Genomic DNA, 25,254 nt, shown 5'->3' on the forward strand with positions numbered 1-25,254 from the left:
AGCCTCCCCAGGGTCGAAGGCCCTCATCATGCTCCGATCCGCTCGATCGGGCGATCCCCGCCGGCCGGCCGGACCAGCTCGACGCGGTGCACCAGTCGAGGCGTGACGAGGGCGACGCCGGCCAGCCCCGGGTGGTCGTGCACCGGCCCGGCGGGCAGCACCGCGAGGCCGTGACCGGCGGCCACCGCGGCGAGCAGGCCGGCCACGTCCGTCCCGTCGTAGCGGGTGGCCGCGGGGAAACCGTCGACGCCGGCCGCGGCGCGCAGCTGCGGCAGCGGCGCGGCGACGTCCGGCGCGGCGATCCAGCGAGCGACCGCCAGGTCGGCCAGCCGCAGGCCGGAACGGGCGGCGAGCGGGTGGGTCCGGGGCAGGGCCACCACCACCGGCTGCTCCGCGTGCCGGGTGGTGGCGGTGGGCCCGAGCTCGACGACCGGCAGCGGGTCGCTGGGGGCCACGAAACCGTCCAGCACACCCAGGTCGAGCTCGTCGGTCGCGACCCGGCGGACCAGGTCCGCGCGGGACACGACCCGGAGCACCAGGCCGGTCGCGTGCTCGTCGGCTGCGAGCGCCACCGCCGCCGGCACGGCCAGCGCGGTGGCGCCGACCCGCAGCGGTCCGGGCCGAGGCGCGCGCAGCCGGGCCAGGTCGGCCCGGGCGGCGGCCAGCCGGAGCAGGATCGGCTCGGCGTACGCCAGCAGCCGCTCCCCCGCGACGGTCGGCGTCACCGGGCGGCGCTCCAGTAGGCGTACGCCGAGGTCGGCCTCGAGCGCGGCGACGTGCTGGCTGACCGCCGACTGGGTGTAGCCGAGCTCGGCCCCCGCCGCCGAGAACGATCGCAGTCGCGCCACGGTCGTGAAGGTGCGCAGCAGGTGCGGGTCCACGTCGATAAGTCTTCCTGATCGGCCCAGCAGAGATCATCGTTGGCGCTGATGAACCGTTCCGGGTCACGATGCTCGCATGATCGTTCCCAGGCTCGCGCTGGTCGCCGACCGTTCCCCCGCCGTCCGCTCGCACGTCCGGTTGCCCGCGCTGCTGGCCGCCCTCCGCGACCGGCAGGCCACCGACCTCGACGCGTACTGGATCCCCACCGAGGAGGTCCCGGCGAGCCGCCTCGCCGAGTTCGACGGGATCTGGCTGTTGCCGGGCAGCCCGTACCGCAGCGAGGCCGGCGCGCTGGAGGCGGCGGGCACCGCCCGCCGCGCCGGCATTCCGTTCCTGGCCACCTGCGGCGGCTTCCAGCACGCCCTGCTGGAGTACGCCCGGACGGTCTGTGGCCTGACCGGGGTGGCCCACGCAGAGAACACGCCGGAGGCGGCGGACCTGCTGATCGAGCCGCTCGCCTGCGCGCTGCGCGGCCACCAGGCGGCGGTGCGGTTCACCGCCGGTTCGCTGGTTCAGCGGGCGACCGGCGTCGAACGCAGCATGGAGCGGTACCAGTGCGGGTACGGCCTCAACCACCGGCACCTGGACACCCTGGCCGCGCACGGCCTCCGGTTCACCGGGCACGACGAGGCCGGTGAGGTACGGGTGGCCGAGCTGCCCGGGCACCCGTTCTTCCTGGCCACCCTCTTCCAGCCGGAGCTGGCCGGGGACGGGGACGAGCCGCACCCGTTGATCCGGGCGTTCGCGGAGGCGACGGCGGAGCGGGCGGCCCGGCGGCGGACGACCGGGTGAGGCGGCGACCCGTCAGGCGCCGGTGCCCGGCTCCCCGGCGAGCACCGCGTCCCCGCCGAACAGGGCGTGCTCGGGCAGCGGGAGCTGGATGCCGTGCGCGGCCTCCCAGTCGTGGATCAGGCTGGGCCGGGACTGGGCGGTGAAGTAGTCGACCGCGCTCATCCCGCCGACCACCGGCTCCTCCACCTCGGCGACCAGCCGGGCCGGGACCAGCGGGAAGCCGCTCTGCAGGGCGGCGCTGAGCCGCCGGTGCCCGTCGACCACGAAGAAGTACTCGCCCGTGTAGCCGATGGTCAGCGGCTCCAGGGCCTCGTCGCCGGCCTCGGCCACCTCGCCGACGAACTCCGCGTCCCACAGCCCGCGCAGGGTCGTGATGTCCTCGGTCGGGTAGACCCGGGCCGGGTCGAGCAGCAGCAGCGGCTGGCCGTCGCGCAGCACGTCCGCGCCGAGGCGGCCCTCGTACGCGTCGATGACGTGCTGGATCACCTGCTCGGGGGTGGCCCGGGTGGTGTCGCAGATCAAGTCGTAGTTGCGCAGCCGGGCCTTGTCGACGCCGTACCGCACGATGAACCGGCCCCGCTCGCTCTCGCTGCGCTCCTTGAGCTTGGCCTTCGCCTCCTCGATCGAGGTGTAACTCTCGGCCGGGCCGGACGGCCGGGCCAGCACCCGGCGGGCCGCCTCGGTCGGCTCGGTGATCATGTGCACCTTGAGCGCGTCGGTGAAGAAGTGCCAGGCCAGCCGGGAGTCCATCACCAGGCTCTCGCCGGAGGCGGCGATGTCCCGCTGGAGCTGGTCGACGTAGCCGTCGACGGCCTGGTCCAGCTCGGCGTGCAGGTTCAGCTGGAGGGCGGTCATCTGCCGCTCCTCGGCCATCTGCCGGTAGAGGTCGCCGACGCTGACCCGACGCAGGTTCAGCCGCTTGGCGATCTCGACGGAGACGGTGCTCTTGCCGCTGCCGAGGTCACCGTTGAAGACGATCGACTGACGAACGGTCACGACTGGTCCACCCTCGCTCACCGGCTGATTGACATCATCGAGTTGGCGTCGCCCGACGCTCTTCCGCCTTCATCGCCCCGGCTCGGCGCGGCTGACGCCGCCCCGCGACCCGGAGCCGTCGTACACCCAGGCATGACGGGCGATGTTATCACGCGCCGATTACCGAACTGCCGCACGACGTGTGCGACAAACCCCAGGTCACGACCATCGCGACGGGCCGGGCGCGGCACGTCACCGGGCCGGCCGGGTCAGAACAGGGCGAGCGGATCGACCTGCAGCCGGACCGGGTCGGCGGCCTTGCGGGCGCTGCGCTGCCCGGCGGCGGCGTGCAGCGCCTGCGCGAGGGCGGCGGCGCGGGCCCGGGGCACCCGGACCAGCATCCGTTCCCGCCCCTCCGCGGCGGGCACCGGGCCGAGCACCTCGGCGCCGTCGGGCAGCCGGACGCCGGCCAGCAGGTCGGCCACCGCCTCCGCCGGCCCGGTGACGCTGGCCATCCGGACCGCCGGCGGGAAACCCAGCTCGCGCCGCTCGGCCAGTTCCCGGGCGGCGAACCAGGGCGCGTCCCAGCGCAGCAGCGCCTGCACCGGGCCGAGGCCGCCGTCGGCCACCACCACGACCCGGCCGCCCGCGGGACCGGGCCGGGCCAGCGCGGCGGCGGCCAGCCAGCGCCGCAGCGCCTCCTCCCCCGCCCGCAGGTCGGCCCGGGTGAGCAGCGCCCACGAGTCGAGCAGCAGCACCGCCCCGTACCCGCCGGCGGCGATCGGTTCGGCCCCCGGGGTGGCGATCACCAGGCCCGCCCCGCCGGGCACCGTGCCGAGCACCTCCTCACGGCCGGAGGTGCGCACCGGGACGCCGGGAAAGGCGCGGCCGAGCTCCTCGGCGGTCCGCCGGGCACCGGTGACCGCGGCGCGCAGCCGCCGGCCACCGCACTGCGGGCAGGCGTACGCGGCGGCGACCCGCGCGCACCAGCGGCAGGCCGGCGCCCCCTCGGCCGAGGGCAGGGCGAGCGGCCCCGCGCAGTGCGGGCAGCGGGCCGGGGTCCGGCAGTCGGCACAGGCCACCGAGGGCAGATAGCCACGGCGGGGCACCTGGACCAGCACCGGCAGGTCGGCGTGGAGCGCGTCCCGGGCGGCGGTCCAGGCCAGGCTCGGCAGCCGGGCGGAGGCGGCGCCGGGGTCGCGGGCCAGCTGCGGGTCGTCCCCGGTCGGGGCGATGGCCGGCACCCGGGCCCGCAGGGTCGTCCGGTCGGCGACCACCTCCCGGGCCCAGCCGGTCTCCACCAGCAGCTGCGCCTCGGCGGTACGGGCGTACCCGCCGACCAGGGCGGCCGCGCCGGTGAGCCGGGCCCGGGTGAGCAGCACGTCGCGGGCGTGCGGGTACGGCGCCCGGGGCTCGGCGTGCAGGTCGTCCCCGTCGTCCCAGATCGCGACGAGACCGAGCCGCGCGACCGGGGCGAACATGGCCGAGCGGGTGCCGACGACCACCGGCACGTCGCCGCGCAGCGCGGCGAGGAAGGCCCGGTAGCGGCGGGCCGGGCCGAGCGCGGCCGAGAGCAGGGCGTGCCGCCCCGGCCCGAGGGCGTCGGTGAGCGCGGCGTCGAGGCGGTCCAGGTCGCGGGCGTCGGCCACCACGACCACCGCGCCCCGGCCGCCGGCCACGGTGGCGGCGACGGCGTCGGCGTAGCGGGCGGCCCAGTCCTCGCCGGGCAGCGCGGACCAGACCGCCCGGGGCGCCCGCCCGTCGGTCAGCGCGCGCAGGAGGGCCGGTCCGGCCGGATAGTCCCGCCAGCCGCGCGGGTCGACCGGGCGACCCTCCGGCGACCCGGCGTCGGGCTGCTCGGCGGGGTGTCCGGGCAGGGCGGCGGTGAGTTCCTTCTCCACCCGTGCGTGCCGGGGCGGGACGGCGAGCCGGAGCACGTCGGCGAGGCTGCCGGCGTACCGGTCGGCGACCGCGCGGGCCAGACCGGCGACCTCCGGGGCCAGCACCGGCACCGGGGAGACCACCTTCTCCAGGTACGCCAGCCGGGGATGGTCGGACCGCTCGGCCCGCTCCAGCAGCCACCCGTCGACGAGCTGGCCGGCGAAGCGCACCTTCACCCGGACGCCGGGCTGCGCCTGGGCGTCCAGCTCGGCGGGGACCAGGTAGTCGAACGGGCGGTCGAGGTGGGCCAGGGGCAGGTCCACGCAGACGTGAGCGACCGGCGACCCCGAAGCGGGTCGCCGGTCGCTGCGCCTGGCGCCGGTCAGGCTCCCGCGGCCGACTTGAGGTCGGCGGCCCGGTCGGTGCTCTCCCAGGTCAGGTCCGGCAGCTCGCGGCCGAAGTGGCCGTACGCGGCGGTCTGCCGGTAGATCGGGCGGAGCAGGTTGAGATCCCGGATGATCGCGGCCGGGCGTAGGTCGAAGACCTCGGCGACGGCCTTCTCGATCGAGGCGACCGGCACGGTCTCGGTGCCGAAGGTCTCGATGAACAGGCTCACCGGGTGGGCCTTGCCGATCGCGTACGCGACCTGCGCCTCGCAGCGCTCGGCCAGGCCGGCGGCGACCACGTTCTTGGCGACCCAACGCATCGCGTACGCGGCGGACCGATCCACCTTGGACGGGTCCTTGCCGGAGAAGGCGCCGCCGCCGTGGCGGGCGTAGCCGCCGTAGGTGTCGACGATGATCTTCCGCCCGGTGAGTCCGGCGTCGCCCATCGGGCCGCCGATCTCGAACCGTCCGGTCGGGTTGATCAGCAGCCGGTAGCCCTCAGTCTCCAGACCGAGGCCCTCCAGCTCGGGCGTGATGACGTGCTCGCGGATGTCCGGGGTGAGCAGCGAGCCGAGCGAGATGTCGGCGGCGTGCTGGCTGGAGACGACGACCGTGTCGAGGCGGACCGGGCGCAGCCCGTCGTACTCGATGGTCACCTGGGTCTTGCCGTCCGGCCGCAGGTACGGCACGGTGCCGTCCTTCCGCACCGCGGCGAGGCGGCGGGCCAGCCGGTGGGCGAGCGCGATCGGCAGCGGCATCAGCTCAGGGGTCTCCGAGCAGGCGAAGCCGAACATCATGCCCTGGTCGCCGGCGCCCTGCGCGTCCAGCGCGCTCTCCGAGCCTCCGGTGCGCAGCTCGAAGGCGTTGTCCACGCCCTGCGCGATGTCCGGCGACTGCGCGCCGATGGAGACGCTGACGCCACAGGAGGCACCGTCGAAGCCCTTCTTCGACGAGTCGTACCCGATCTCCAGGATCGTCTCGCGGACGATGGTCGGGATGTCGGCGTACGCCTTGGTGGTGACCTCGCCGGCGACGTGGACCTGACCGGTGGTGATCAGGGTCTCCACCGCGACGCGGCTGTGCGGGTCCTTGGCGAGCAGCGCGTCGAGAATGCCGTCACTGATCTGGTCGGCGATCTTGTCCGGGTGGCCTTCCGTGACCGATTCGGACGTGAAGAGACGTGTCACGGCACTCCTAAGCATCTGGTAACTCTTGAACGGTCGCTCGGCGGCAGTTTAGTCACCGTGGATCCAGGGTGACGCGGCGAATGCGGAGCGATCAATCGTCGGGATTGCTGCCGATCCGGGCGACCACGAGGTCCCAGACGGCGTCGGCCAGTTCCTCCTTCGGCTGCTCGGGCAGCCGGCGCACCGACCCGTCCGCCCCGATCACCGTGGCCGCGTTGGTCTCCGCGCCGAACACCTTGTCCACGCCCACCTCGTTGATCACGATCAGGTCCGCCCGCTTGCGGGCGAGCTTGGCCCGCCCGTTCGCCTCGGCGTCCCCGGTCTCGGCGGCGAAGACCACCAGCACCCGCTCGGGCCGCCGACAGCGGCCCAGCTCGGCGGCGATGTCGGGGTTGGTGACCAGCTCGATGGTGGGCGCGCTGCCGTCCTCCGCCTTCTTGATCTTACCTGGCGCGAAGGTGGCCGGGCGGAAGTCGGCGGGTGCGGCGGCCATCACCACGGCGTCCGCGTCCGCGGCCGCCTCCAGCGTCGCCTTGCGCAGTTCCTCGGTGGTGCCGACCCGGACCAGGTCCACACCGGCCGGGTCGGCGAGCGCGACGTTGGCCGAGATCAGGGTGACCCGGGCGCCCCGGGCCACGGCGGCGCGGGCGAACGCGTACCCCTGCTTGCCGGAGGAGCGGTTGCCGAGGAAGCGGACCGGGTCGAGCGGCTCGCGGGTGCCGCCGGCGGTGACCACGACGTGCCGGCCGCTCAGGTCGGCCGGGGCGGCGACGCCCCGGGCGAGGGCCCGGCGGGCGACCGCGAAGATCTCCCCCGGGTCGGGCAGCCGACCCTTGCCGGTGTCCTTGCCGGTCAACCGCCCGACGGCGGGCTCGATCACCAGGACGCCCCGGGAGCGCAGCGTCGCGACGTTGGCGACGGTGGCCGGGTGCTCCCACATCTCGGTGTGCATCGCCGGGGCGAGCACGACCGGGCAGCGGGCGGTCAGCAGGGTGTTGGTGAGCAGGTCGTCGGCGAGGCCGTGCGCGGCCTTGGCGAGCAGGTCGGCGGTCGCCGGGGCCACCACCACGAGGTCGGCGTGCTGGCCGAGCCGGACGTGCGGCACCTCGTGCACGTCGGACCAGACGTCGTCGGCGACCGGCTGGCCGGAGAGTGCGGCCCAGGTCGGCGCCCCGACGAAGCGGAGCGCCGACGCGGTCGGCACGACCCGGACCCGGTGGCCCGACTCGGTGAAGAGCCGGAGCAGCTCACACGCCTTGTAGGCGGCGATGCCGCCACCGACCCCGAGAACGATCTCGGCGGTCATCGGCGCGGGTGGGACTTACGGCTGGTCGGTCGGCTCGGCGGTGAGCAGACCCGCGTTGATCTCGCGCATGGCGATGGAGAGTGGCTTCTCCTGGGGGGTGGTCTCCACGAGCGGGCCGACGTACTCCAGCAGGCCCTCGCCGAGCTGGCTGTAGTAGGCGTTGACCTGGCGCGCGCGCTTCGCGGCGAAGATCACCAGCGCGTACTTCGAGGTCGTCTTCTCGAGGAGCTCGTCGATCGGCGGGTTGGTGATGCCCTCGGGGTTGGTGGCGATGGATCCCACGGATAAACCTCTGCGTCGTGTGCGCCGCCCGCAAGCGGTGGCTCTCAACCGCTCGGGCGCGGTTGGGCCGGAGCCAGAATTGAAGAACCGAGCAAGCCTACCAGCTCGTCCACCACGCGCTCGGTCCGGTCGTGCCGCACGGCGTGTGCGAAGGCGGCCGCGACGGCCGGGTCCGGCCGGTACGCCGGCGGCGCGAGGAGCACCAGCTGGGCGTCCGGCACGGCGGCCCGGACGGCGAGCGCGCCGGGCAGGTCCAGCGCGAGCAGCACGGGTCGCCCCTCGGCGAGCCGGGACCGGACGCCCTCGCGCGGCACCCCGCGCCGGTACGGGCCGATCCGGCACCACTCCAGCAGCTCGTCGGCCGCGATCATCCGGTCGAACGCGGCGGCGTCGAGAAAAAGCCGGTCGACCCCGGGCACCTCGCCGGGGCACCGCGGTCGGGTGGTCGCGGGCACGGGCCGCCACACCGACGGAAAGCGCGCCCGGACCAACTCGACGACACTCTCCCGGCCGTCCCCCGAGGGTCCGGCCAGGACAGTGAGCCGAGCCGCCGGGCGCGCCTCGTCATCCGTGCTCACCGCTTGTTTCTACACGCCCAGGGCGCTCAGTTGGCGGCGAACTCTCCAAGCAGAGCCTTGCGCTGCTGCTCGCCCAGGCCACGCAGGCGACGGCTGTCAGCGATCTTGAGCTTCTCCATGATCTGGGTGGCCCGGATCTTGCCGATGCCCGGCATCGCCTGCAGCACGGCCGACACCTTCAGCTTGCCGACGACATCGTCGGACTCGGCCTGCTCGAGGACGGTCGCGAGGCTGGTCTTGCCCTGCTTGAGGTCCTCCTTCAGCTTGGCACGGGCCTTGCGGATCTCCGCGGCCTTCTCCAGCGCGGCAGCGCGCTGCTCGGGGGTCAGTGACGGGAGCGGCACCAGTTCTCCTCAGGTCCCTCATGCGACGGGCGGAACGCACCGCCGCTGCTGTGAAACGTGGTGACGCTGGCAACCAAAGGGGTCCGTGGTTCCCAGCGCGGGGAAAACTAGCGGTCAACGGCGTTTTCGGCAACGTGGACGCGCGAAGATCAACGGAAAGTGACCGAGCCGTCAGTCAGTCACACACCGGCCAGGGCCCCCCGACAGTCGGCCAGCGCCCGCTCGGCGGCGGCCCGCAGGGCGGCCACGTCGGGTCCGGCGTTCAGCACCTCACGGGAGTAGGACGGCAACACCGCGGAGAGGCTGGAGCCGAAGACGGTGCTCAGGTCGGCCGCCGTGGCGCCCTGGGCGCCCAGCCCCGGGGCGAGCAGCGGACCGTGCACGGCGGAGAGGTCGTGACCGGTGTCACCGATCGTCGCGCCGACTACCAGACCGAAGCTGCCGAGCGGCTCGGCACCCTGGTTGAGCTGGGAAATCTCGTCGATTACAGTCTGCGCCACGGTCCGCCCGTCGGCCGCGACGGCGCGTTGCACGGCGGCGCCCTCCGGGTTGGAGGTGAGCGCCAGGACGAAGACGCCACCCCCGTTCGCGGCGGCCAGCTCGAACATCGGCGCGAGGGAGCCTACTCCCAGGTAGGGGCTCGCCGTGATCGCGTCGACATACAGCGGGCTGGATGGATCGAGGTACGCCGCGGCGTACGCGCTGACCGTCGATCCGATGTCGCCACGCTTGACGTCGAGCAGAACGAGTGCGCCCGAATTTCGCAACTGTCGGATAGTTGACTCAAGGATGCCGACACCCCGCGAACCGAAGCGCTCGAAGAACGCCGACTGCGGCTTGACCACGGTGACCCGGTCGCCGAGCGCCTCCACCACCGTGCGGCTGAACCGCTCCAGGCCCGCCACGTCGTCGGACAGCCCCCACCGGGCCAGCAGCCCGGGGTGCGGGTCGATACCCACGCAGAGCGGTCCCCGCTCGGCCACGGCCCGGTGCAGACGGGCGCCGAAGCTCTCCATGCGAATCTCCTTCTCCTGTGCGCGGCTGCGCCGCGGTGTGCGCGACGGCTGCGCCGTCGCCCGGGTAGTCCGGTGCCGGCCCCCGTGGCCGGCGGGTCGGGCCGCGGCCGGCCCGGTACGGGCTCAGCCCGCCTTGACCGCCGCCTCGATGCCGGCCACGATCCGCGCCACGTCGGCCTCGTCGGTGACGTACGGCGGCATGGTGTAGATCAGGTCGCGGAACGGGCGCAGCCAGACGCCCTGGGCGACGGCGGCGGCGGTGGCCCGGGGCAGGTCCACCTCGTGGTCGAGCTGGACCACGCCGATCGCGCCGAGCACCCGGACGTCGGCCACCCCGGTCGCGCCCCGCAGCGGCTCCAGGCCGGTCCGCAGCCCCGCGGAGATCCGCCTCACCCGCCCGGCCCAGTCCCCGGCCGCCAGCAGGCCCAGGGAGGCGTTGGCGACCGCGCAGGCGAGCGGGTTGCCCATGAAGGTCGGCCCGTGGGCGAGGACCCCGTCGGCGGAGATGCCCCGGGCCACCTCGGCGGTGCACAGGGCGGCAGCCAGGGTGAGGTACCCGCCGGTGAGCGCCTTGCCGACGCAGAGCACGTCCGGGGCGACCCCGGCGTGCTCCGCGGCGAACATCGTCCCGGTGCGGCCGAAGCCGGTGGCGATCTCGTCGAAGACCAGCAGGATGCCGTGCGCCCGGGTCACCTCGCGCAGCACCCGCAGGTAGTGCGGATGGTGGAAGCGCATGCCGCCGGCCCCCTGGACCACCGGCTCCACGATCACCGCGGCCAGCTCGTCGGCGTGCCGCTCGACCGCGTCCACCAGGGCCGCCTCGTACGCCGGGTCGGGTGGGGTGTCGAACCCGCCCGGCGGCACCGGGGCGAAGACCTGCCGGGGCAGCACGTCGCCCCAGAGGTGGTGCATGCCGCCCTCCGGATCGCAGACGCTCATCGGGTGGAAGGTGTCACCGTGGTAGCCGCCCCGCCAGGTGCCCAGCCGGCGGCGCTGCGGCCGCCCGGTGGCCCGCTGCCACTGCAGGCACATCTTCACCGCCACCTCGACGCTGACCGAGCCCGAGTCGGCGAGGAAGACGTGTTCCAGGCCGTCCGGGGACAGCTCGACCAGGGTCCGGGCCAGGCGCACCGCGGGCTCGTGGGTGAGGCCGCCGAACATCACGTGGCTCATCCGGCCGAGCTGATCGGTGACGGCGGCGTCCAGCGCCGGGTGCCGGTAGCCGTGGATCGCCGCCCACCAGGACGACATCCCGTCGACCAGCTCGCGGCCGTCGGCCAGCCGCAGCCGTACGCCCTCGGCGCTCTCCACCACGTACGGCGGGCTGGCCGGCGGCAGCGCCGCGTACGGGTGCCAGACGTGCCGGCGGTCGACGGCGAGGATCTCCTCGGGGGTCACGGGACTCTCCTTCGTGTCCTCGCGGGCGTGTCCCGCGTCGGGCCGGCCGGATCCCTCCGGAGGTGTCCCGCCCGGCCCTCGTTCACCGGTGGCCGGCCGGTACCGTCGCCGGCGCGGTCGCCCGGGCGACCGACCGGACCAGGGCCGGGCCGCGGTAGATGAATCCGGTGTAGAGCTGAACCAGGCTGGCGCCGGCGTCGAACATCCGGGCCGCGTCATCCGGGTCGAGGATGCCGCCGACGCCGATCACCGGCAGCCGGCCACCGGTCTCCCGGTGGACGAAGGCGACCACCTCGCGGGCGCGCCCGGTCAGCGGACGCCCGGACAGACCGCCGGTCTCCTCCCCCCGCGCCCGGTCGGCCGGGGCGAGCCCGTCCCGGCCCAGCGTGGTGTTGGTGGCGATCACGCCCGCCGCCCCGCAGTCCAGGCAGACCTCCAGCAGCTCGGCGACGGCCGGCTCGGTGAGGTCCGGAGCGATCTTCACCAGCACCGGCTTCTCCCCGACCAACGCCGCGAGCAGCGCGTCCAGGTGGGACCGGTCCTGCAGCGACCGCAGCCCGGGAGTGTTCGGTGAGGACACGTTGACCGCGAAGTAGTCGCCGTGCTCCTTCAGCGCCCGGTACGAGGCCAGGTAGTCGTCGACGGCCTCGTCCAGCGGGGTCACCTTGGACTTGCCGAGCGAGATGCCCAGCGGCACGCCGAGCGGGCGCGGCAGCGCCGCCAGCCGGGCCGCGAGGGCCTCGGCGCCGGCGTTGTTGAAGCCCATCCGGTTGACCACCGCCTCGCTGTCGCGCAGCCGGAACAGCCGGGGCCGGGGGTTGCCCGGCTGGGCGTGCGCGGTGACCGTGCCGACCTCGACGAAGCCGAAGCCGAGCGCCGGCCAGGCCGGCAGCGCGACCCCGTTCTTGTCCATCCCGGCCGCCAGCCCCACCGGGTTCGGGAAGTCCACCCCGAACACCGTGCGCGGCGCCGACCGGAAGTACCGGGCCCGCAGCGCGGCCAGCGCCGCCGGCCGCCGCGACACCGAGGCCAGCCGGTCGAGCGTCCACTCGTGCGCCCGCTCGGCGTCCCCGCCACCGATCCGGAACAACTGCGGCCGCACGACCTGCTCGAAGATCACGCTGCGCCTCCCCACCGCACCGTCTCGCCGATCATGAAGTTGACGGCGATGTGGATCTCCTCCACCGCCGCCGGCCTCATGGCCGGCGCGGGACGGGCGGTCACTCCCCGGCTCGCAGGGCGGCGTGGAGTTCCTGGAGGGGACGGACCCGCATGTCGCCCCGGATGCGGGCCTCGATGCCCATCACCGCGGCGGCCGCGCCGGGCACCGTGGTGATGCAGGGGATGTCCGCCGTCACCGCCGCGCTGCGGATCTCGTAGCCGTCCGAACGGGCGCTCGCGCCCGAACCCTGCGGGGTGTTCACCACCAGGGCCACGTCGCCGCCGAGGATCAGCGACACCGCGTCCGCGCCCTCGCCCGCCTCGTAGTGCTTGCGGATCTGCTCGCAGGCGATGCCGTGCCGGCGCAGCACCTCGGCCGTGCCGGTGGTGGCGACGATCTCGAAGCCCAGGTCGGCCAGGCGCTTGATCGGGAAGATCATGCCGCGCTTGTCCCGGTTGGCGACCGAGACGAAGATCTTGCCGGTGGTCGGCAGCGACCCGTACGCGGCGGCCTGCGACTTGGCGAACGCCTGGCCGAATCCGGTGTCGATGCCCATCACCTCGCCGGTGGACTTCATCTCCGGGCCGAGCAGCACGTCGATGCCCTTGCCGGACGGGGTACGGAACCGCTTGAACGGCAGCACCGCCTCCTTGACCGCGATCGGGGCGTCGGCCGGCATGGTGCCACCGTCCCCGGCGGGCGGCAGCATCCCCTCGGCGCGCAGCTCGGCGATGGTCGCGCCGAGCGCGATCCGGGCCGCCGCCTTGGCCAGCGGCACCGCGGTCGCCTTGGAGACGAACGGCACCGTCCGGGAGGCGCGCGGGTTCGCCTCCAGCACGTAGAGCATGTCGCCCTGGAGCGCGTACTGGACGTTGAGCAGGCCCTTCACTCCGATCCCCCGGGCGATCGCCTCGGTGTAGCGGCGGACCTGGGCCAGATGGGAGCCGGCCAGGGTGATCGGCGGCAGCGCGCAGGACGAGTCGCCGGAGTGGATCCCGGCCTCCTCGATGTGCTCCATCACCCCGCCGAGGTAGACGTCGCCGTCGGCGTCCACCAGCGCGTCCACGTCGATCTCGATGGCGTCGTCGAGGAAGCGGTCCACCAGCACCGGGTGGTCGGGCGAGATGTCGGTGGCCCGGCCGATGTAGTCGCGCAGCGTGGCATCGTCGTAGACGATCTCCATCCCCCGCCCGCCGAGCACGTACGACGGCCGCACCAGAACCGGGTACCCGATCTCCTCGGCGATCGCCTTCGCCTCGTCGTACGAGGTCGCCATGCCGTGCGCCGGGGCGCGCAGCCCGGCCCGGGCCAGCACCGCGCCGAACGCGCCCCGCTCCTCGGCCAGGTGGATCGACTCCGGCGAGGTGCCGACCACCGGCACGCCGGCGTCCTTCAGCCGCTGGGCCAGCCCGAGCGGGGTCTGCCCGCCGAGCTGCACGATCACCCCGACCACGCCCGGGCCGCCGGCCGCCCGGCCGGAGGAGTCCTCGGCGTGCCACACCTCCAGGACGTCCTCGAAGGTCAGCGGCTCGAAGTAGAGCCGGTCGGCGGTGTCGTAGTCGGTGGAGACGGTCTCCGGGTTGCAGTTCACCATGACCGTCTCGTAGCCGGTGCCCCCGGCGCCGGAACCGGACGCGGGGCCCGAGCCGATCGGCGCGCTGCGCAGCGCCTGAACGGCGTGCACACAGGAGTAGTCGAACTCGATGCCCTGGCCGATCCGGTTCGGCCCCGAGCCCAGGATGATCACCTTGGGCCGGTCCGAGGGCGCGACCTCGGTCTCCTGGTCGTACGTGGAGTAGTGGTAGGGCGTGGTCGCCTCGAACTCGGCGGCGCAGGTGTCCACGGTCTTGTAGACCGGTCGGACGCCGAGCCGGTGGCGCAGGGTACGGACGCCGTCCTCGGCGGCCAGCTCGGGACGGAGCGCGGCGAGCTGCCGGTCGGACAGGCCGGCCCGCTTGGCCCGGCGCAGCAGGTCGGCGTCGAGCACCGGGGCGTCGACGATCTCGGCGCGCAGCTCGACCAGCGCGGCGATCTGGTCCAGGAACCAGGGGTCCATCCCGCCGGAGGCCTCGGCCACCTCCGCGATCGACGCGCCCAGCCGCAGCGCCCGCTCGACCGTGTAGAGCCGGCCGTCGTGCGGCATCCGCAGCGCGGCGAGGGTGTTCTCCTTCGTCGCGCCGGCCGGGCCGGTGCCCGTCGCGGCAGCGACGACCTCATCCGGCACAGTCCAGAATCCGGCTGCCTTCGTCTCCATCGAGCGCATCGCCTTGTTCAGCGCCTCGGTGAAGTTGCGGCCGAGGCTCATCGCCTCGCCGACCGATTTCATGGTGGTGGTCAGCTCCGGGTCCGCGCCGGGGAACTTCTCGAACGCGAACCGGGGGATCTTCACCACCACGTAGTCCAGGGTCGGCTCGAACGCCGCCGGGGTCTTCAGGGTGATGTCGTTCGGGATCTCGTCCAGGGTGTAGCCGATGGCCAGCTTCGCGGCGATCTTGGCGATCGGGAAGCCGGTGGCCTTGGAGGCGAGCGCCGAGGAGCGGGACACCCGGGGGTTCATCTCGATCACGACGATCCGGCCGTCGGCCGGGTTCACCGCGAACTGGATGTTGCAGCCGCCGGTGTCCACCCCGACCTCGCGCAGCACGGCGATGCCGAGGTCACGCAGCCGCTGGTACTCCCGGTCGGTGAGGGTCATCGCCGGGGCGACGGTGACGCTGTCGCCGGTGTGCACGCCCATCGGGTCGACGTTCTCGATGGAGCAGACCACCACCACGTTGTCGTGGCGGTCGCGCATGAGCTCGAGCTCGTACTCCTTCCAGCCGAGCACGCTCTCCTCGATGAGCACCTCGTGCACCGGGCTGGCGGCCAGGCCGGCCCCGGCGATCCGCTCCAGGTCCTTGTCGTTGTGCGCCATGCCGGAGCCGAGACCGCCCATGGTGAACGACGGCCGGATCACCACCGGCAGGCCCAACTCGGCGACGGTGGCGCGGACCTCGTCCATGGAGTGGCAGACCCGGGACCGCGGCACCAGCGAGGACGGGTCGTCCAGACCGAGGCGTACGCCGGCCTTGGCCACGATGTCCTTGAACAGCTGCCGGTCCTCGCCCCGGTTGATCGCCTCGATGTTGGCGCCGATCAGTTCGACGCCGTACTTCTCCAGGACGCCGGCCTCGTGCAGGGCCACCGCGGTGTTCAGCGCGGTCTGCCCGCCCAGGGTGGGCAGCAGCGCGTCGGGGCGCTCCTTGGCGATGACCAGCTCGACGAACTCCGGGGTGATCGGCTCGACGTACGTGGCGTCGGCGAACTCCGGGTCCGTCATGATCGTCGCCGGGTTGGAGTTGACCAGGCTGACCCGGATCCCCTCGCTGCGCAGCACCCGGCAGGCCTGGGTGCCGGAGTAGTCGAACTCGCAGGCCTGCCCGATCACGATCGGCCCGGAGCCGATCACCAGCACGTGCTTGAGGTCGGTCCGCTTAGGCATTCTTGCCGCCTTCGATGAGCTCGGCGAAACGGTCGAACAGGTAGTCCGCGTCGTGCGGGCCGGCCGCCGCCTCCGGGTGGTACTGGACGGTGAAGGCGGGCACATCCTTGGCCCGCAGCCCCTCGACCACGTTGTCATTGAGGCAGACGTGTGACACCTGGACGCCGCCGAACTCGGTGTCGATCACCTGGTCGGGGACGACGGCCCCGGCCTGCGCGCCCGGCACCTGCACCGCGAAGCCGTGGTTGTGGCTGGTCACCTCGACCTTGCCGGTGGCCCGGTCGAGCACCGGCTGGTTGATGCCACGGTGGCCGTAGCCGAGCTTGTAGGTGCCGAAGCCGAGCGCCCGGCCGAGGATCTGGCTGCCGAAGCAGATGCCGAACAGCGGGATCCGCCGGCTCAGCACCTCGCGGGCCAGGGCCACCGGCCCGTCGGCCGTGGCCGGGTCACCCGGCCCCGGGGAGAAGAAGACCGCATCCGCGCCGGTCGACAGCAGGTCCTCGATGGTGGCGCCGGCGGGCAGCACGTGGGTGGTGACGCCGCGCGCCGCGAGCCGGCGCGGCACGTTGCGCTTGATGCCCAGGTCCAGCGCGGCGACCGTGAACCGGTGCTCGCCCTGCGCCGCCACCACGTACGGCTTGGCGGTGGTCACCTCGGCGGAGAGGTCCGCGCCGACCATCTGCGGCGACCGGCGGACCCGGTCGAGCAGGGCACGCGGGTCGTCGTCGACGCTGGAGATGCCGACCCGCATGGCGCCCCGCTCCCGCAGGTGGCGGGTGAGCGCCCGGGTGTCGACGCCGCTGATGCCGACCACGCCCTCGGCGGCGAGCCGGTCCTCCAGGCCGCCGGTGGCGCGCCAGTTGGAGCCGATCCGGGCCGGGTCACGGACCACGTACCCGGCGACCCAGATCCGGCCGGACTCGTCGTCCTCGCCGTTCACGCCGGTGTTGCCGATGTGCGGCGCGGTCTGCGCCACCACCTGCCGGTGGTACGAGGGGTCGGTCAGGGTCTCCTGATAGCCGGTCATGCCGGTGTTGAAGACCGCCTCACCGAAGGTCTCCCCGACGCTGCCGTACGCCTCGCCGTGGAAGGTCCGGCCATCCTCCAGCACGAGGATCGCCGATCTGCGCTCAGCCATTACTTGACAGCCTTTCCGTCCAGGACCGTCGGCTCGCCGCGCAGGAAGGTCGCCACGATGCGACCCGGCAGCGTCATGCGGGCGTACGGGGTGTTGCGACTGCGACTGGCCAGCTCCGCCGGTTCGATGACCCGCCGGGCGGCCGGGTCGACCAGGGTCAGGTTGGCCGGCACACCGGGCGCGGGGTCGACGCCGTGCCCGTCCAGACCGGCGATCCGGGCCGGGGCGCGGGACATCCGCTCGGCGATCAGGTCCCACTGTGGGCCGAGCACGTCCAGCGCGATGGAGAGCGCCGTCTCCAGGCCGAGCATGCCCGGCCGGGCGTACGCCCACTCGCACTCCTTGTCCTCCACGGCGTGCGGGGCGTGGTCGGTGGCGATGATGTCGATCACGCCCTCCGCCAGGGCCGCCCGCAGCGCGGCGACGTCGCTCGCGGTCCGCAGCGGCGGGTTGACCTTGAAGACCGGGTCGTAGCTGGCCGCCGGGCTCCAGTTGTTCGCGAGTGCGGGGCTTGCCAGCTCACTCCTTCCGCTCACGACCTCGTCGGTGAGCAGCAGGTGGTGCGGGGTGACCTCGGCGGTGACCTTCACTCCGCGCGCCTTGGCGTGCCGCAGCACCTCCACGCTGCCGGCGGTGGAGACGTGGCAGATGTGCAGGCGGCTGCCGACGTGCTCGGCCAGCAGCACGTCCCGCGCGATGATCGCCTCCTCGGCGACCGCCGGCCAGCCGGTCAGCCCGAGCCGGGTGGAGACCTCCCCCTCGTGCATCTGCGCGCCCTCGGTGAGCCGGGGCTCCTCGGCGTGCTGGGCGATGATTCCGTCGAACGCCTTGACGTACTCCAGCGCGCGGCGCATCAGCTTCGGATCCGCGACGCAGTGTCCGTCGTCGGAGAAGATCCGCACCCGGGCCGCCGAGTCGGCCATCGCGCCAAGCTCGGCCAGGCGCTCGCCGGCCAGGCCGACGGTCACCGCGCCGATCGGCTGCACGTCGACCAGCCCGGCCTCCCCGCCGAGCCGCCAGACCTGCTCCACCACACCGGCGGTGTCGGCCACCGGCGAGGTGTTCGCCATCGCGCAGACGGCGGTGTAGCCGCCCAGCGCCGCCGCCCGGGAGCCGGACTCGACGGTCTCGGCGTCCTCCCGGCCCGGCTCGCGCAGGTGGGTGTGCAGGTCGACCAGGCCGGGCAGGGCGACCAGGCCCGCGCCGTCGATCACCGTGGCGTCCGACGCGTCGAGCCCGGCGCCGGTCTCCGCCACGACACCGTCGCGGATCAGCAGGTCGGTCGGCGCCGCACCGACCACGCTCACGTTCTTGATCAGGTACGCGGTCACCGGTTGTTCCCTCCGAGCAGCAGGTAGAGGACGGCCATCCGCACGGAGACCCCGTTGGCGACCTGTTCGACGATGGTGGAGCGGGGCGAGTCGGCCACCTCGGGCGTGATCTCCATGCCCCGGTTCATCGGTCCGGGGTGCATGACGATCGCGTGCTCGGGCAGCCGGCGCATGCGTGGCCCGTCCAGCCCGTAGCGGCGGGCGTACTCGCGGGCCGAGGGGAAGTAGGAGTCGTTCATCCGCTCCCGCTGCACCCGCAGCATCATCACCACGTCCACGCCGGGTGCAACGGCGTCGAGGTCGTACGAGACGTCGGCGCCCGGGGCGAGCGCCTGCGCGATGTTGACGGGGATGAGGGTCGGCGGGCCGACCAGGGTGACCTTGGCACCGAGGGTGGAGAGCAGCAGCACGTTGGAGCGGGCCACCCGGGAGTGCAGCACGTCGCCGACGATCGCCACGTGCAGGCCGGCGATCCGGCCGAGCCGGGAGCGCATCGTGTACGCGTCGAGCAGCGCCTGGGTGGGGTGTTCGTGGGTGCCGTCACCGGCGTTGACCACCGACCCGTCGACCCAGTTGGCCAGCCGGTGCGGGGCGCCGGAGGCGGGGTGCCGGACGACCACCGCGTCGGCCCCCATCGCCTGCAGGGTGAGCGCGGTGTCCTTCAGGCTCTCGCCCTTGGCCACGCTGGAGCCCTTGGCCGAAAAGTTGATCACATCGGCGCTGAGCCGCTTGGCGGCCGCCTCGAACGAGATCCGGGTCCGGGTGGAGTCCTCGTAGAAGAGGTTGACCACGGTCCGGCCGCGCAGCGCGGGCAGCTTCTTGACCTCGCGGCCGGCGACGGTGGCCATCTCGGCGGCGGTGTCCAGGATCTGGGTGGCGGTGGCCGCGTCCAGGTCGGCCCCGGAGAGCAGGTGCCTGATCATGAAGGGCTCCCCCCGTACAGCTTGACCTCGTCGGCGCCGTCGGTCTCGGCGAGCGTGACCTTGACGCTCTCGGCGAGCGCGGTCGGGATGTTCTTGCCGACGTAGTCAGCGCGGATGGGCAGCTGGCGGTGGCCGCGGTCGACCAGGACGGCCAGTTGCACCGAGGCCGGGCGACCGACGTCGCTGAGCGCGTCCAGCGCGGCCCGCACGGTACGGCCGGAGAAGAGCACGTCGTCGACGAGGATCACCCGCTTGCCGTCGATCCCGGCGGACGGCAGGTCGGTCGGGCCGACCGCACGGGTGGCGTGCCGGCGCAGGTCGTCGCGGTAGAGGGTGATGTCGAGCACGCCGACCGGGACGGTCACGTCCTCGAAGGTGCTGATCCGGGCGGCGAGCCGCCGGGCCAGGGGCACACCCCGGGTGGGAATGCCGAGCAGCACGGTGTCGGCGGCGCCCTGGGTCTTCTCCAGGATCTGGTGGGCGATGCGGTCGACCACCCGCGACACGTCTGCGGCGGCGAGGATCACCTTCACCGAGGGTTGTCGCGGTGGCGACGAATGGGCAGCCGGTGGGTAGGCCACGGCGGACCTCCTTCCCCGCCTCACGGGACGGGTCGTTAAAGGACGTCTGGATGACCGGGCGGGCCCTGCGGGGCCCGGACCGGGGCTTCACGCCAGGTTACCAGCGGTCACCGGGCCGACCGCCGCCGGTCCTGACCTGCTGGTCAGCGTGGAGAAATGCGGACAAGCCGTACCCGCCCCGCACACGTGGTCGTCTCGAACACTTGACCGCGTGTCGCAATCCCCGTACCGTCACGCTCCGTAGCGATAGCTGGGAGAACCCCGAGCAGCACTGGGAGTGTCCGAATGCCCTCTGAATACGCCAAGTCGCTGGGCGCTCGCCTGCGCTCCATCCGCCAGCAGCAGGGCCTGTCCCTGCAGGGGGTGGAGGAGAAGTCGAACGGGCGGTGGAAGGCCGTGGTGGTCGGCTCGTACGAGCGTGGCGACCGGGCCGTCACCGTGTCCCGCCTGGCGGAGCTGGCCGACTTCTACCGCGTTCCCGTCTCGGAGCTGCTGCCCGACGGCAGCGGGGTGCGCCACGAGCCCACCAGCAAGATCGTCCTGGACCTGGAGCGGCTCTACGACGAGGCCTCCGAGGACCTCGCCTACGTCGCCCGGTACGCCCGCGCCATCCAGCAGCAGCGCGGCGACTACAACGGCCGGGTGCTCTCCATCCGCGCCGACGACCTGCGCGCCCTGGCCATCGTCTACGACGCCTCGCCGTCGGGCCTGATCGAGCGGCTCACCGAGCACGGTGTGCTGGTCGCCGACCCGCGCGCGTTCTTCGCGTCCTGACCGACCGCTGTCGCACACGACAGGGCCCGTGCCGTCCGGCACGGGCCCTGTCGTGTTGACCGGCAGCCTCAGCGGGTGGCGTACTCGGCGATCCGGCCGAGCAGGCCGTTGAGGAAGCGCGGCGAGTCGTCGGTCGACATCTGGCGGGCCAGCTCGACGGCCTCGCTGATCGCCACCGCGTCGTCGATCTCGTCGACGTAGAGCAGCTCGTACACCGCGATCCGGGCGAGATTGCGGTCGACCACCGGCATCCGGTCCAGCGTCCAGCCCTCGGCGTAGCTGGCGATCACCTCGTCGATCCGGTCGAGGTGCGCCGCGACGCCCTCGACCAGACCCACCGCGTAGTCCAGGTGCTCCGGGCGGGGCTTCTCGATCCGCTCGACGTAGCCGGCGAGCACCTCGACCGGGGGCCGGTCCCGCAGGTCGGCCTCGAAGAGCACGTCCAGCGCCCGCTTGCGCGCCTTGCGGCGCGCCGGCATCTGCTGCTTGGGGCCCTCGGCCATCAGGCTCGGCCGAGGTAACGGCCGTCGCGGGTGTCGACCTTGATCTTCTCGCCGGTGGTGATGAAGAGCGGCACCTGGACGGTCGCGCCGGTCTCGACGGTGGCCGGCTTGTTGCCGCCGGTCGAGCGGTCGCCCTGCAGACCCGGCTCGGTGTAGGTGACCTCGAGTACCACGGAGGTCGGCAGCTCGATGTAGAGCGGCACGCCCTCGTGGGTGGCGACGGTCGCCTCGGCCTCGGGGAGGAGGTAGTTGGCCGCCTCGCCGACGGTGCCGTTGGGGACGGTGATCTGGTCGAACGTCTCCAGGTCCATGAAGACGTAGTCCTCGCCGTCGGCGTAGAGGTACTGCATGGTGCGCTTGTCGACGGTCGCGGTCTCGACCTTGGTGCCCGCGTTGAAGGTCTTGTCGACCACCTTGCCGGACAGCACGTTCTTCAGCGTGGTACGCACGAATGCGCCACCCTTACCGGGCTTGACGTGCTGGAACTCGACGACGGCCCACAGCTCGCCGTCCAGGTTGAGTACCAGGCCGTTCTTGAGGTCGTTGGTGGTGGCCATTTCCTGCCTTGATCATCAATTGGCGGACAGACCCAAGAAGTCTACTAGCTGTGTCGAACCGGGTCGGCCGCGCTGCGGGCCGCCAGCGCCGGCCACCCCCGCCGCACCGGGCCGACGTGCCGAACATCACTCAGAGCGAGCGCGCTCAAGCGCTCGGGCCCATCCCTTCGCCGCCTTTGCTCTGCTTCAACGGAGGCAGCAGACACCCACCGTGATCGGCTGCGACCCGCAGCCGGGGCACCCCGGGCCGCGTCGCCGCAGGTCACAACGGTGCTGCGTGGGTTGCAGCAGAGCAAAGGCGGCGAAGGATGCATGCCAGCGCCGGCGTTCGCGGAAAGCGACGAAGGCAACGAACACGCAGAGCAACCGCCGCCGGGCGCGTCGCCGGCCGGTCAGCCAAACGGGCAGGGACGGACCGGGCGGTGGGGGACGGACCGGGCGAGGTCAGGCCCCTGCGGCGAGGCGGGTCGCCAGGTGGTGCAGGGCCAGGCGGTAGCCGTCCACACCGAGACCGCAGATCACGCCGGTGGCCACCGCGGAGACCACCGAGTGGTGCCGGAACTCCTCCCGGGCGTGGATGTTGGAGATGTGCACCTCGACCAGCGGGCCGCGGAGCATCGCGCAGGCGTCCCGGACCGCGATCGAGTAGTGCGACCAGGCGGCCGGGTTCAACACCACCGCCGCCTGCTCGTCGGCCGCCTCGTGCAGCCAGCCGAGCAGCTCGTGCTCGGCGTCGGTCTGCCGGACCACCACGTCCAACCCCAACTCGCTGCCGGTCGCCACGCACAGCTTCACCAGGTCGGCGTAGCTGGTGATCCCGTACACGTCGACCTGCCGGGTGCCGAGCCGGCCCAGGTTCGGCCCGTTGAGCACGTACACCCTCATGAGCTGATCTCCCGGTACGCCTCGTGCAGCAGTTCGTCCGACGGGCCTTCCAGGATCGCCGGGCGGGCCAGGCCGTCCAGCACCACGAACCGCAGCGTGTTGCCCCGGGCCTTCTTGTCCACCCGCATCGTGGCGAGCAGCTGCGGCCAGGCGTCCGCCCGGTAGCCGGTGGGCAGGCCGAGCGCGGCGACCGCCGTGCGGTGCCGCTCGGCGCTGGCCGCGTCCAACCGTCCGGTGAGCCGGGCCAGGGTGGCCGCGTAGACCAGGCCCACCGCGACGGCGTGCCCGTGCCGCCAGCGGTAGCCCTCCACCTTCTCGATCGCGTGGGCCAGCGTGTGCCCGTAGTTGAGCACCTCGCGTACCCCGGACTCGCGCAGGTCACCGGAGACCACGTTCGCCTTCACCCGCACGGCCCGCTCGATCAGCTCCCGGGCCACCGGCCCGGCCGGGTCCAGCGCGGCGGCCGGGTCCCGCTCGACCAGCTCGAGGATCACCGGGTCGGCGATGAACCCGCACTTGACCACCTCGGCCATCCCGGAGGCCAGGTCGGCCGGGGGCAGGCTGTCCAGCGTCGCCAGGTCGCAGATCACCCCGGCCGGCGGGTGGAAGGCACCGACCAGGTTCTTGCCGGCCGCCGTGTTGATCCCGGTCTTGCCACCCACGGCCGCGTCGACCATGCCGAGCAGCGAGGTCGCCACCGGCACCCAGCGCACCCCGCGCAGCCAGCAGGCCGCGACGAAGCCGGCCAGGTCGGTGACCGCGCCGCCGCCCACCCCGACCACCGCGTCGGTACGGGTGAAGCCCGCCTCGCCCAGCCGGTCCCAGCAGGCCGCGGCCACGTCGATGTGCTTGCCCGACTCGGCGTCCGGCACCTCGATCAGCAGCGGTGTCACGCCGGCCGCGCGGACCTGCTCGGCGATCCCCTCGGTCAGCGCCTTCAGCGGAGGCGCGTGCAGGAACGCCACCCGCTCCGCGCCGGGCAGCAGCCGCGGCGGCGGGTTGAGCAGGTCACGTCCCACCAGCACGTCGTACGGCCGCTCGCCGCCGACCGGGATCCGGGTCACGTCGTCCATGTCCACTCCGTGGTGGGTCAGGGCTTGAGCAGGGCGGCGATCTCGGCGGCGAGCTCCTCCGGAGTGCGCCCGTCGGTGATCACGGTCGCGGTCGCCACCTCAGCGTAGAGCGGGCGGCGCTGCTCCATCAGGTGCTTCAGCGTGGCCCGCGGATTAAGTGCCAGCAGCGGCCGGCCGGCGCCGAGCCCGACCCGCTTGACCGCATCGGGCAGCTCCACCGACAGGTGCACGACGGTGTGACCGATCAACGCGGCCCGGTTGTCCTCGGCGAGGACCGCGCCGCCGCCGAGGGCGAGCACCCCGGCGTGCGAGGCCAGCGACGCCGCCACCGCCGCCCGTTCGAGGGCACGGAAGTGCTCCTCCCCCTCGTCCACGAAGATCTCCGGGATCGGCTTGCCGGCCAGCTGTTCGATGTCGGCGTCGGTGTCCCGGAACGCGACGCCCAGCGCCCCGGCGAGCGCCTCCCCGACCGTGGTCTTGCCGGAGCCGGGCGCCCCGACCAGCACGCAGACCGGCCGGGTGCTCATCTGATCACCAGGTTGTCGAGGTAGCTCGTCAGGTTGCGGCGCATCTCGGCGACCGAGTCGCCGCCGAACTTCTCCACCGCCGCCTCGGCCAGCACCAGAGCCACCATCGCCTCGGCGACCACCGCCGCCGCCGGCACCGCGCAGACGTCCGACCGCTGGTTGATCGCGGTGGCCGGCTCGCCGGTGGTGACGTCGACGGTGGACAGCGCCCGGTTCAGCGAGGAGATCGGCTTCATCGCCGCCTTCACCCGCAGCGGCTCGCCGGTGGTGATGCCGCCCTCCAGGCCGCCGGCCCGGTCGGTCACCCGGCGCACGCCGGTGGCGGTCGGGATGATCTCGTCGTGCGCGGCGGAGCCCCGGGACCGGGCCTGCTGCCAGCCGTCGCCGATCTCCACTCCCTTGATCGCCTGGATCGACATCAGCGCGGTGGCCAGCCGGGCGTCGAGCTTGCGGTCCCACTGCACGTGGCTGCCCAGACCCGGCGGTACCCCGTAGGCGAGCACCTCGACCACCCCGCCGAGGGTGTCGGCGGCCTTCTTCGCCGCGTCGACCTCGGCGACCATCCGGGCGCTGGCCTCCGGATCGAGGCAGCGCAGCGGGTCGGCGTCGATCCGGACGGCGTCCTCCGGGGCCGGCCGCAGGCCCGGCTTCGCCGCCACCGGGCCCAACTCCACCACGTGCGAGACGATGTCGACGCCGAGGGCCTGCTTGACCAGGGCCTTGGCCACCGTGCCGACGGCGACCCGGGCGGCGGTCTCCCGGGCGCTGGCCCGTTCCAGGATCGGCCGGGCGTCGGTGTGGCCGTACTTCTGCATGCCGGCCAGGTCGGCGTGGCCGGGCCGGGGACGGGTCAGCGGGGCGTTGCGGGCCTGCGCGGCCAACTCGTCCGGGTCGACCGGGTCGGCGGCCATCACGGTCCGCCACTTGGGCCACTCGGAGTTGCCCACCCGGATCGCCACCGGGCTGCCGATCGTCACGCCGTGCCGGAGCCCGCCGATGATCTCGACCTCGTCCTGCTCGAACGACATCCGGGCGCCCCGGCCATAACCGAGCCGGCGCCGGGCCAGCTCACCGGCGATCTCCCCGGTGGTCAGCTCGATGCCGGCGGGCACCCCTTCGAGCATCGCGACAAGGGCGGGTCCGTGCGATTCACCTGCGGTCAACCAGCGCAACACAGCGGTCAGTCTGTCACGCCCGGTGGCCGCCCCGATGCGCCGCCCGTCCCGTCCCGCCCTGCGGACGCCGAGCGCCGCGCTCGGATCCCGCGGCCCGCGCTCGTGCCGGGCCGCGGC

At 73.4% G+C, this 25,254-nt stretch carries 24 protein-coding genes; 2 read left to right on the forward strand and 22 right to left on the reverse strand.

Annotated elements, in window-relative coordinates; translation table 11 throughout:
- Positions 1–26 precede the first annotated feature (26 nt).
- On the reverse strand, positions 27–881 hold the full coding sequence (locus ACL02O_RS09095) for a LysR family transcriptional regulator (protein WP_412817545.1): 855 nt from the start codon (positions 879–881) through the stop codon (positions 27–29).
- A 76-nt stretch (positions 882–957) separates the two neighbouring features.
- On the opposite strand from ACL02O_RS09095, the gene ACL02O_RS09100 reads away from it, so the two are divergent.
- Positions 958–1,674: a CTP synthase C-terminal region-related (seleno)protein gene (locus ACL02O_RS09100; RefSeq protein ID WP_412817546.1), complete on the forward strand. Its 717-nt coding sequence runs from the start codon at positions 958–960 to the stop codon at positions 1,672–1,674.
- A gap of 12 nt (positions 1,675–1,686) precedes the next feature.
- Here the strand turns inward: ACL02O_RS09100 and ACL02O_RS09105 are convergent, their stop codons facing one another.
- The 15 genes from ACL02O_RS09105 to pyrR all read right to left on the reverse strand — a co-directional run bounded on the left by ACL02O_RS09105 (position 1,687) and on the right by pyrR (position 19,643).
- Positions 1,687–2,670: an AAA family ATPase gene (locus ACL02O_RS09105; RefSeq protein WP_412817547.1), complete on the reverse strand. Its 984-nt coding sequence runs from the start codon at positions 2,668–2,670 to the stop codon at positions 1,687–1,689.
- A 248-nt stretch (positions 2,671–2,918) separates the two neighbouring features.
- Positions 2,919–4,853: a primosomal protein N' gene (locus ACL02O_RS09110; RefSeq protein ID WP_412817548.1), complete on the reverse strand. Its 1,935-nt coding sequence runs from the start codon at positions 4,851–4,853 to the stop codon at positions 2,919–2,921.
- 59 nt (positions 4,854–4,912) lie between these two features.
- Complete coding sequence (gene metK / locus ACL02O_RS09115; RefSeq protein ID WP_412817549.1) at positions 4,913–6,103, reverse strand: methionine adenosyltransferase; 1,191 nt, start codon at positions 6,101–6,103, stop codon at positions 4,913–4,915.
- 91 nt (positions 6,104–6,194) lie between these two features.
- Positions 6,195–7,409 carry a bifunctional phosphopantothenoylcysteine decarboxylase/phosphopantothenate--cysteine ligase CoaBC gene (coaBC, locus tag ACL02O_RS09120; RefSeq protein ID WP_412817550.1) on the reverse strand — a complete coding sequence of 405 codons (1,215 nt, stop codon included), beginning with the start codon at positions 7,407–7,409 and terminating at the stop codon, positions 6,195–6,197.
- A gap of 15 nt (positions 7,410–7,424) precedes the next feature.
- A complete protein-coding gene (gene rpoZ / locus ACL02O_RS09125) occupies positions 7,425–7,691 on the reverse strand; it encodes a DNA-directed RNA polymerase subunit omega (protein ID WP_013285517.1) in 267 nt (88 codons plus the stop codon).
- 44 nt (positions 7,692–7,735) lie between these two features.
- The gene (locus ACL02O_RS09130) at positions 7,736–8,269 is read right to left on the reverse strand and encodes a nucleoside/nucleotide kinase family protein (RefSeq protein ID WP_412817551.1); all 534 of its coding nucleotides are present in this window, start codon (positions 8,267–8,269) and stop codon (positions 7,736–7,738) included.
- Positions 8,270–8,295: 26 nt separating this feature from the next.
- Positions 8,296–8,613, reverse strand: coding sequence for an integration host factor, actinobacterial type (gene mihF, locus ACL02O_RS09135; RefSeq protein ID WP_046564635.1), 318 nt, complete (start codon positions 8,611–8,613; stop codon positions 8,296–8,298).
- Positions 8,614–8,792: 179 nt separating this feature from the next.
- Positions 8,793–9,629, reverse strand: coding sequence for an orotidine-5'-phosphate decarboxylase (gene pyrF / locus ACL02O_RS09140; RefSeq protein WP_412817552.1), 837 nt, complete (start codon positions 9,627–9,629; stop codon positions 8,793–8,795).
- A 123-nt stretch (positions 9,630–9,752) separates the two neighbouring features.
- Positions 9,753–11,027, reverse strand: a complete 1,275-nt coding sequence (locus ACL02O_RS09145) for an adenosylmethionine--8-amino-7-oxononanoate transaminase (protein ID WP_412817553.1) — start codon at positions 11,025–11,027, stop codon at positions 9,753–9,755.
- An 82-nt stretch (positions 11,028–11,109) separates the two neighbouring features.
- Complete coding sequence (locus ACL02O_RS09150) at positions 11,110–12,147, reverse strand: quinone-dependent dihydroorotate dehydrogenase (RefSeq protein WP_412817554.1); 1,038 nt, start codon at positions 12,145–12,147, stop codon at positions 11,110–11,112.
- Between the two features lie 100 nt (positions 12,148–12,247).
- Entirely contained in the window at positions 12,248–15,670 is a 3,423-nt protein-coding gene (gene carB, locus ACL02O_RS09155; protein WP_412817555.1) for a carbamoyl-phosphate synthase large subunit, read from the reverse strand.
- The gene (carA, locus tag ACL02O_RS09160) at positions 15,663–16,808 is read right to left on the reverse strand and encodes a glutamine-hydrolyzing carbamoyl-phosphate synthase small subunit (protein WP_412817556.1); all 1,146 of its coding nucleotides are present in this window, start codon (positions 16,806–16,808) and stop codon (positions 15,663–15,665) included. The genes carB and carA overlap by 8 nt, the downstream gene beginning before the upstream one ends.
- Positions 16,808–18,139 (reverse strand): dihydroorotase, encoded by a 1,332-nt coding sequence (locus ACL02O_RS09165; RefSeq protein ID WP_412817557.1) that lies wholly within the window; start codon positions 18,137–18,139, stop codon positions 16,808–16,810. The genes carA and ACL02O_RS09165 overlap by 1 nt, the downstream gene beginning before the upstream one ends.
- Positions 18,136–19,062, reverse strand: a complete 927-nt coding sequence (locus tag ACL02O_RS09170) for an aspartate carbamoyltransferase catalytic subunit (RefSeq protein ID WP_412817558.1) — start codon at positions 19,060–19,062, stop codon at positions 18,136–18,138. Before ACL02O_RS09170 ends, ACL02O_RS09165 begins: the two co-directional genes overlap by 4 nt.
- Entirely contained in the window at positions 19,059–19,643 is a 585-nt protein-coding gene (pyrR, locus tag ACL02O_RS09175; protein WP_412817559.1) for a bifunctional pyr operon transcriptional regulator/uracil phosphoribosyltransferase PyrR, read from the reverse strand. The genes ACL02O_RS09170 and pyrR overlap by 4 nt, the downstream gene beginning before the upstream one ends.
- Before the next feature lie 285 nt (positions 19,644–19,928).
- Between pyrR and bldD the strand changes: the two genes are divergently transcribed.
- Positions 19,929–20,417 carry a transcriptional regulator BldD gene (gene bldD / locus ACL02O_RS09180; RefSeq protein ID WP_013285505.1) on the forward strand — a complete coding sequence of 163 codons (489 nt, stop codon included), beginning with the start codon at positions 19,929–19,931 and terminating at the stop codon, positions 20,415–20,417.
- 68 nt (positions 20,418–20,485) lie between these two features.
- Here bldD and nusB read toward each other — a convergent pair whose 3' ends face one another.
- The 6 genes from nusB to aroC form a co-directional block, all read right to left on the reverse strand.
- The gene (nusB, locus tag ACL02O_RS09185) at positions 20,486–20,896 is read right to left on the reverse strand and encodes a transcription antitermination factor NusB (RefSeq protein WP_412817588.1); all 411 of its coding nucleotides are present in this window, start codon (positions 20,894–20,896) and stop codon (positions 20,486–20,488) included.
- Between the two features lie 23 nt (positions 20,897–20,919).
- On the reverse strand, positions 20,920–21,477 hold the full coding sequence (gene efp, locus ACL02O_RS09190) for an elongation factor P (RefSeq protein WP_412817560.1): 558 nt from the start codon (positions 21,475–21,477) through the stop codon (positions 20,920–20,922).
- A 444-nt stretch (positions 21,478–21,921) separates the two neighbouring features.
- On the reverse strand, positions 21,922–22,362 hold the full coding sequence (aroQ, locus tag ACL02O_RS09195) for a type II 3-dehydroquinate dehydratase (RefSeq protein ID WP_412817561.1): 441 nt from the start codon (positions 22,360–22,362) through the stop codon (positions 21,922–21,924).
- Positions 22,359–23,435 carry a 3-dehydroquinate synthase gene (aroB, locus tag ACL02O_RS09200; RefSeq protein WP_412817562.1) on the reverse strand — a complete coding sequence of 359 codons (1,077 nt, stop codon included), beginning with the start codon at positions 23,433–23,435 and terminating at the stop codon, positions 22,359–22,361. Before aroB ends, aroQ begins: the two co-directional genes overlap by 4 nt.
- A gap of 17 nt (positions 23,436–23,452) precedes the next feature.
- Positions 23,453–23,962: a shikimate kinase gene (locus ACL02O_RS09205; RefSeq protein WP_412817563.1), complete on the reverse strand. Its 510-nt coding sequence runs from the start codon at positions 23,960–23,962 to the stop codon at positions 23,453–23,455.
- Complete coding sequence (aroC, locus tag ACL02O_RS09210; protein WP_412817564.1) at positions 23,959–25,137, reverse strand: chorismate synthase; 1,179 nt, start codon at positions 25,135–25,137, stop codon at positions 23,959–23,961. Before aroC ends, ACL02O_RS09205 begins: the two co-directional genes overlap by 4 nt.
- Between the last annotated feature and the right edge of the window lie 117 nt (positions 25,138–25,254).

Origin of the sequence: Micromonospora mangrovicola (genome assembly GCF_047200535.1) — a bacterium.
Lineage (GTDB): Bacteria > Actinomycetota > Actinomycetes > Mycobacteriales > Micromonosporaceae > Micromonospora.

Bases quoted from the DNA above. Each gene is read 5' to 3' on its own strand.
- ACL02O_RS09100 (WP_412817546.1), top strand. From the start codon at position 958: ATGATCGTTCCCAGGCTCGCGCTGGTCGCCGACCGTTCCCCCGCCGTC.
- coaBC (WP_412817550.1), bottom strand. From the start codon at position 7,409: ATGACCGCCGAGATCGTTCTCGGGGTCGGTGGCGGCATCGCCGCCTAC.
- pyrF (WP_412817552.1), bottom strand. From the start codon at position 9,629: ATGGAGAGCTTCGGCGCCCGTCTGCACCGGGCCGTGGCCGAGCGGGGA.
- carB (WP_412817555.1), bottom strand. From the start codon at position 15,670: ATGCCTAAGCGGACCGACCTCAAGCACGTGCTGGTGATCGGCTCCGGG.
- carA (WP_412817556.1), bottom strand. From the start codon at position 16,808: ATGGCTGAGCGCAGATCGGCGATCCTCGTGCTGGAGGATGGCCGGACC.
- ACL02O_RS09170 (WP_412817558.1), bottom strand. From the start codon at position 19,062: ATGATCAGGCACCTGCTCTCCGGGGCCGACCTGGACGCGGCCACCGCC.
- bldD (WP_013285505.1), top strand. From the start codon at position 19,929: ATGCCCTCTGAATACGCCAAGTCGCTGGGCGCTCGCCTGCGCTCCATC.
- nusB (WP_412817588.1), bottom strand. From the start codon at position 20,896: ATGCCGGCGCGCCGCAAGGCGCGCAAGCGGGCGCTGGACGTGCTCTTC.
- efp (WP_412817560.1), bottom strand. From the start codon at position 21,477: ATGGCCACCACCAACGACCTCAAGAACGGCCTGGTACTCAACCTGGAC.
- aroQ (WP_412817561.1), bottom strand. From the start codon at position 22,362: ATGAGGGTGTACGTGCTCAACGGGCCGAACCTGGGCCGGCTCGGCACC.
- aroB (WP_412817562.1), bottom strand. From the start codon at position 23,435: ATGGACGACGTGACCCGGATCCCGGTCGGCGGCGAGCGGCCGTACGAC.
- ACL02O_RS09205 (WP_412817563.1), bottom strand. From the start codon at position 23,962: ATGAGCACCCGGCCGGTCTGCGTGCTGGTCGGGGCGCCCGGCTCCGGC.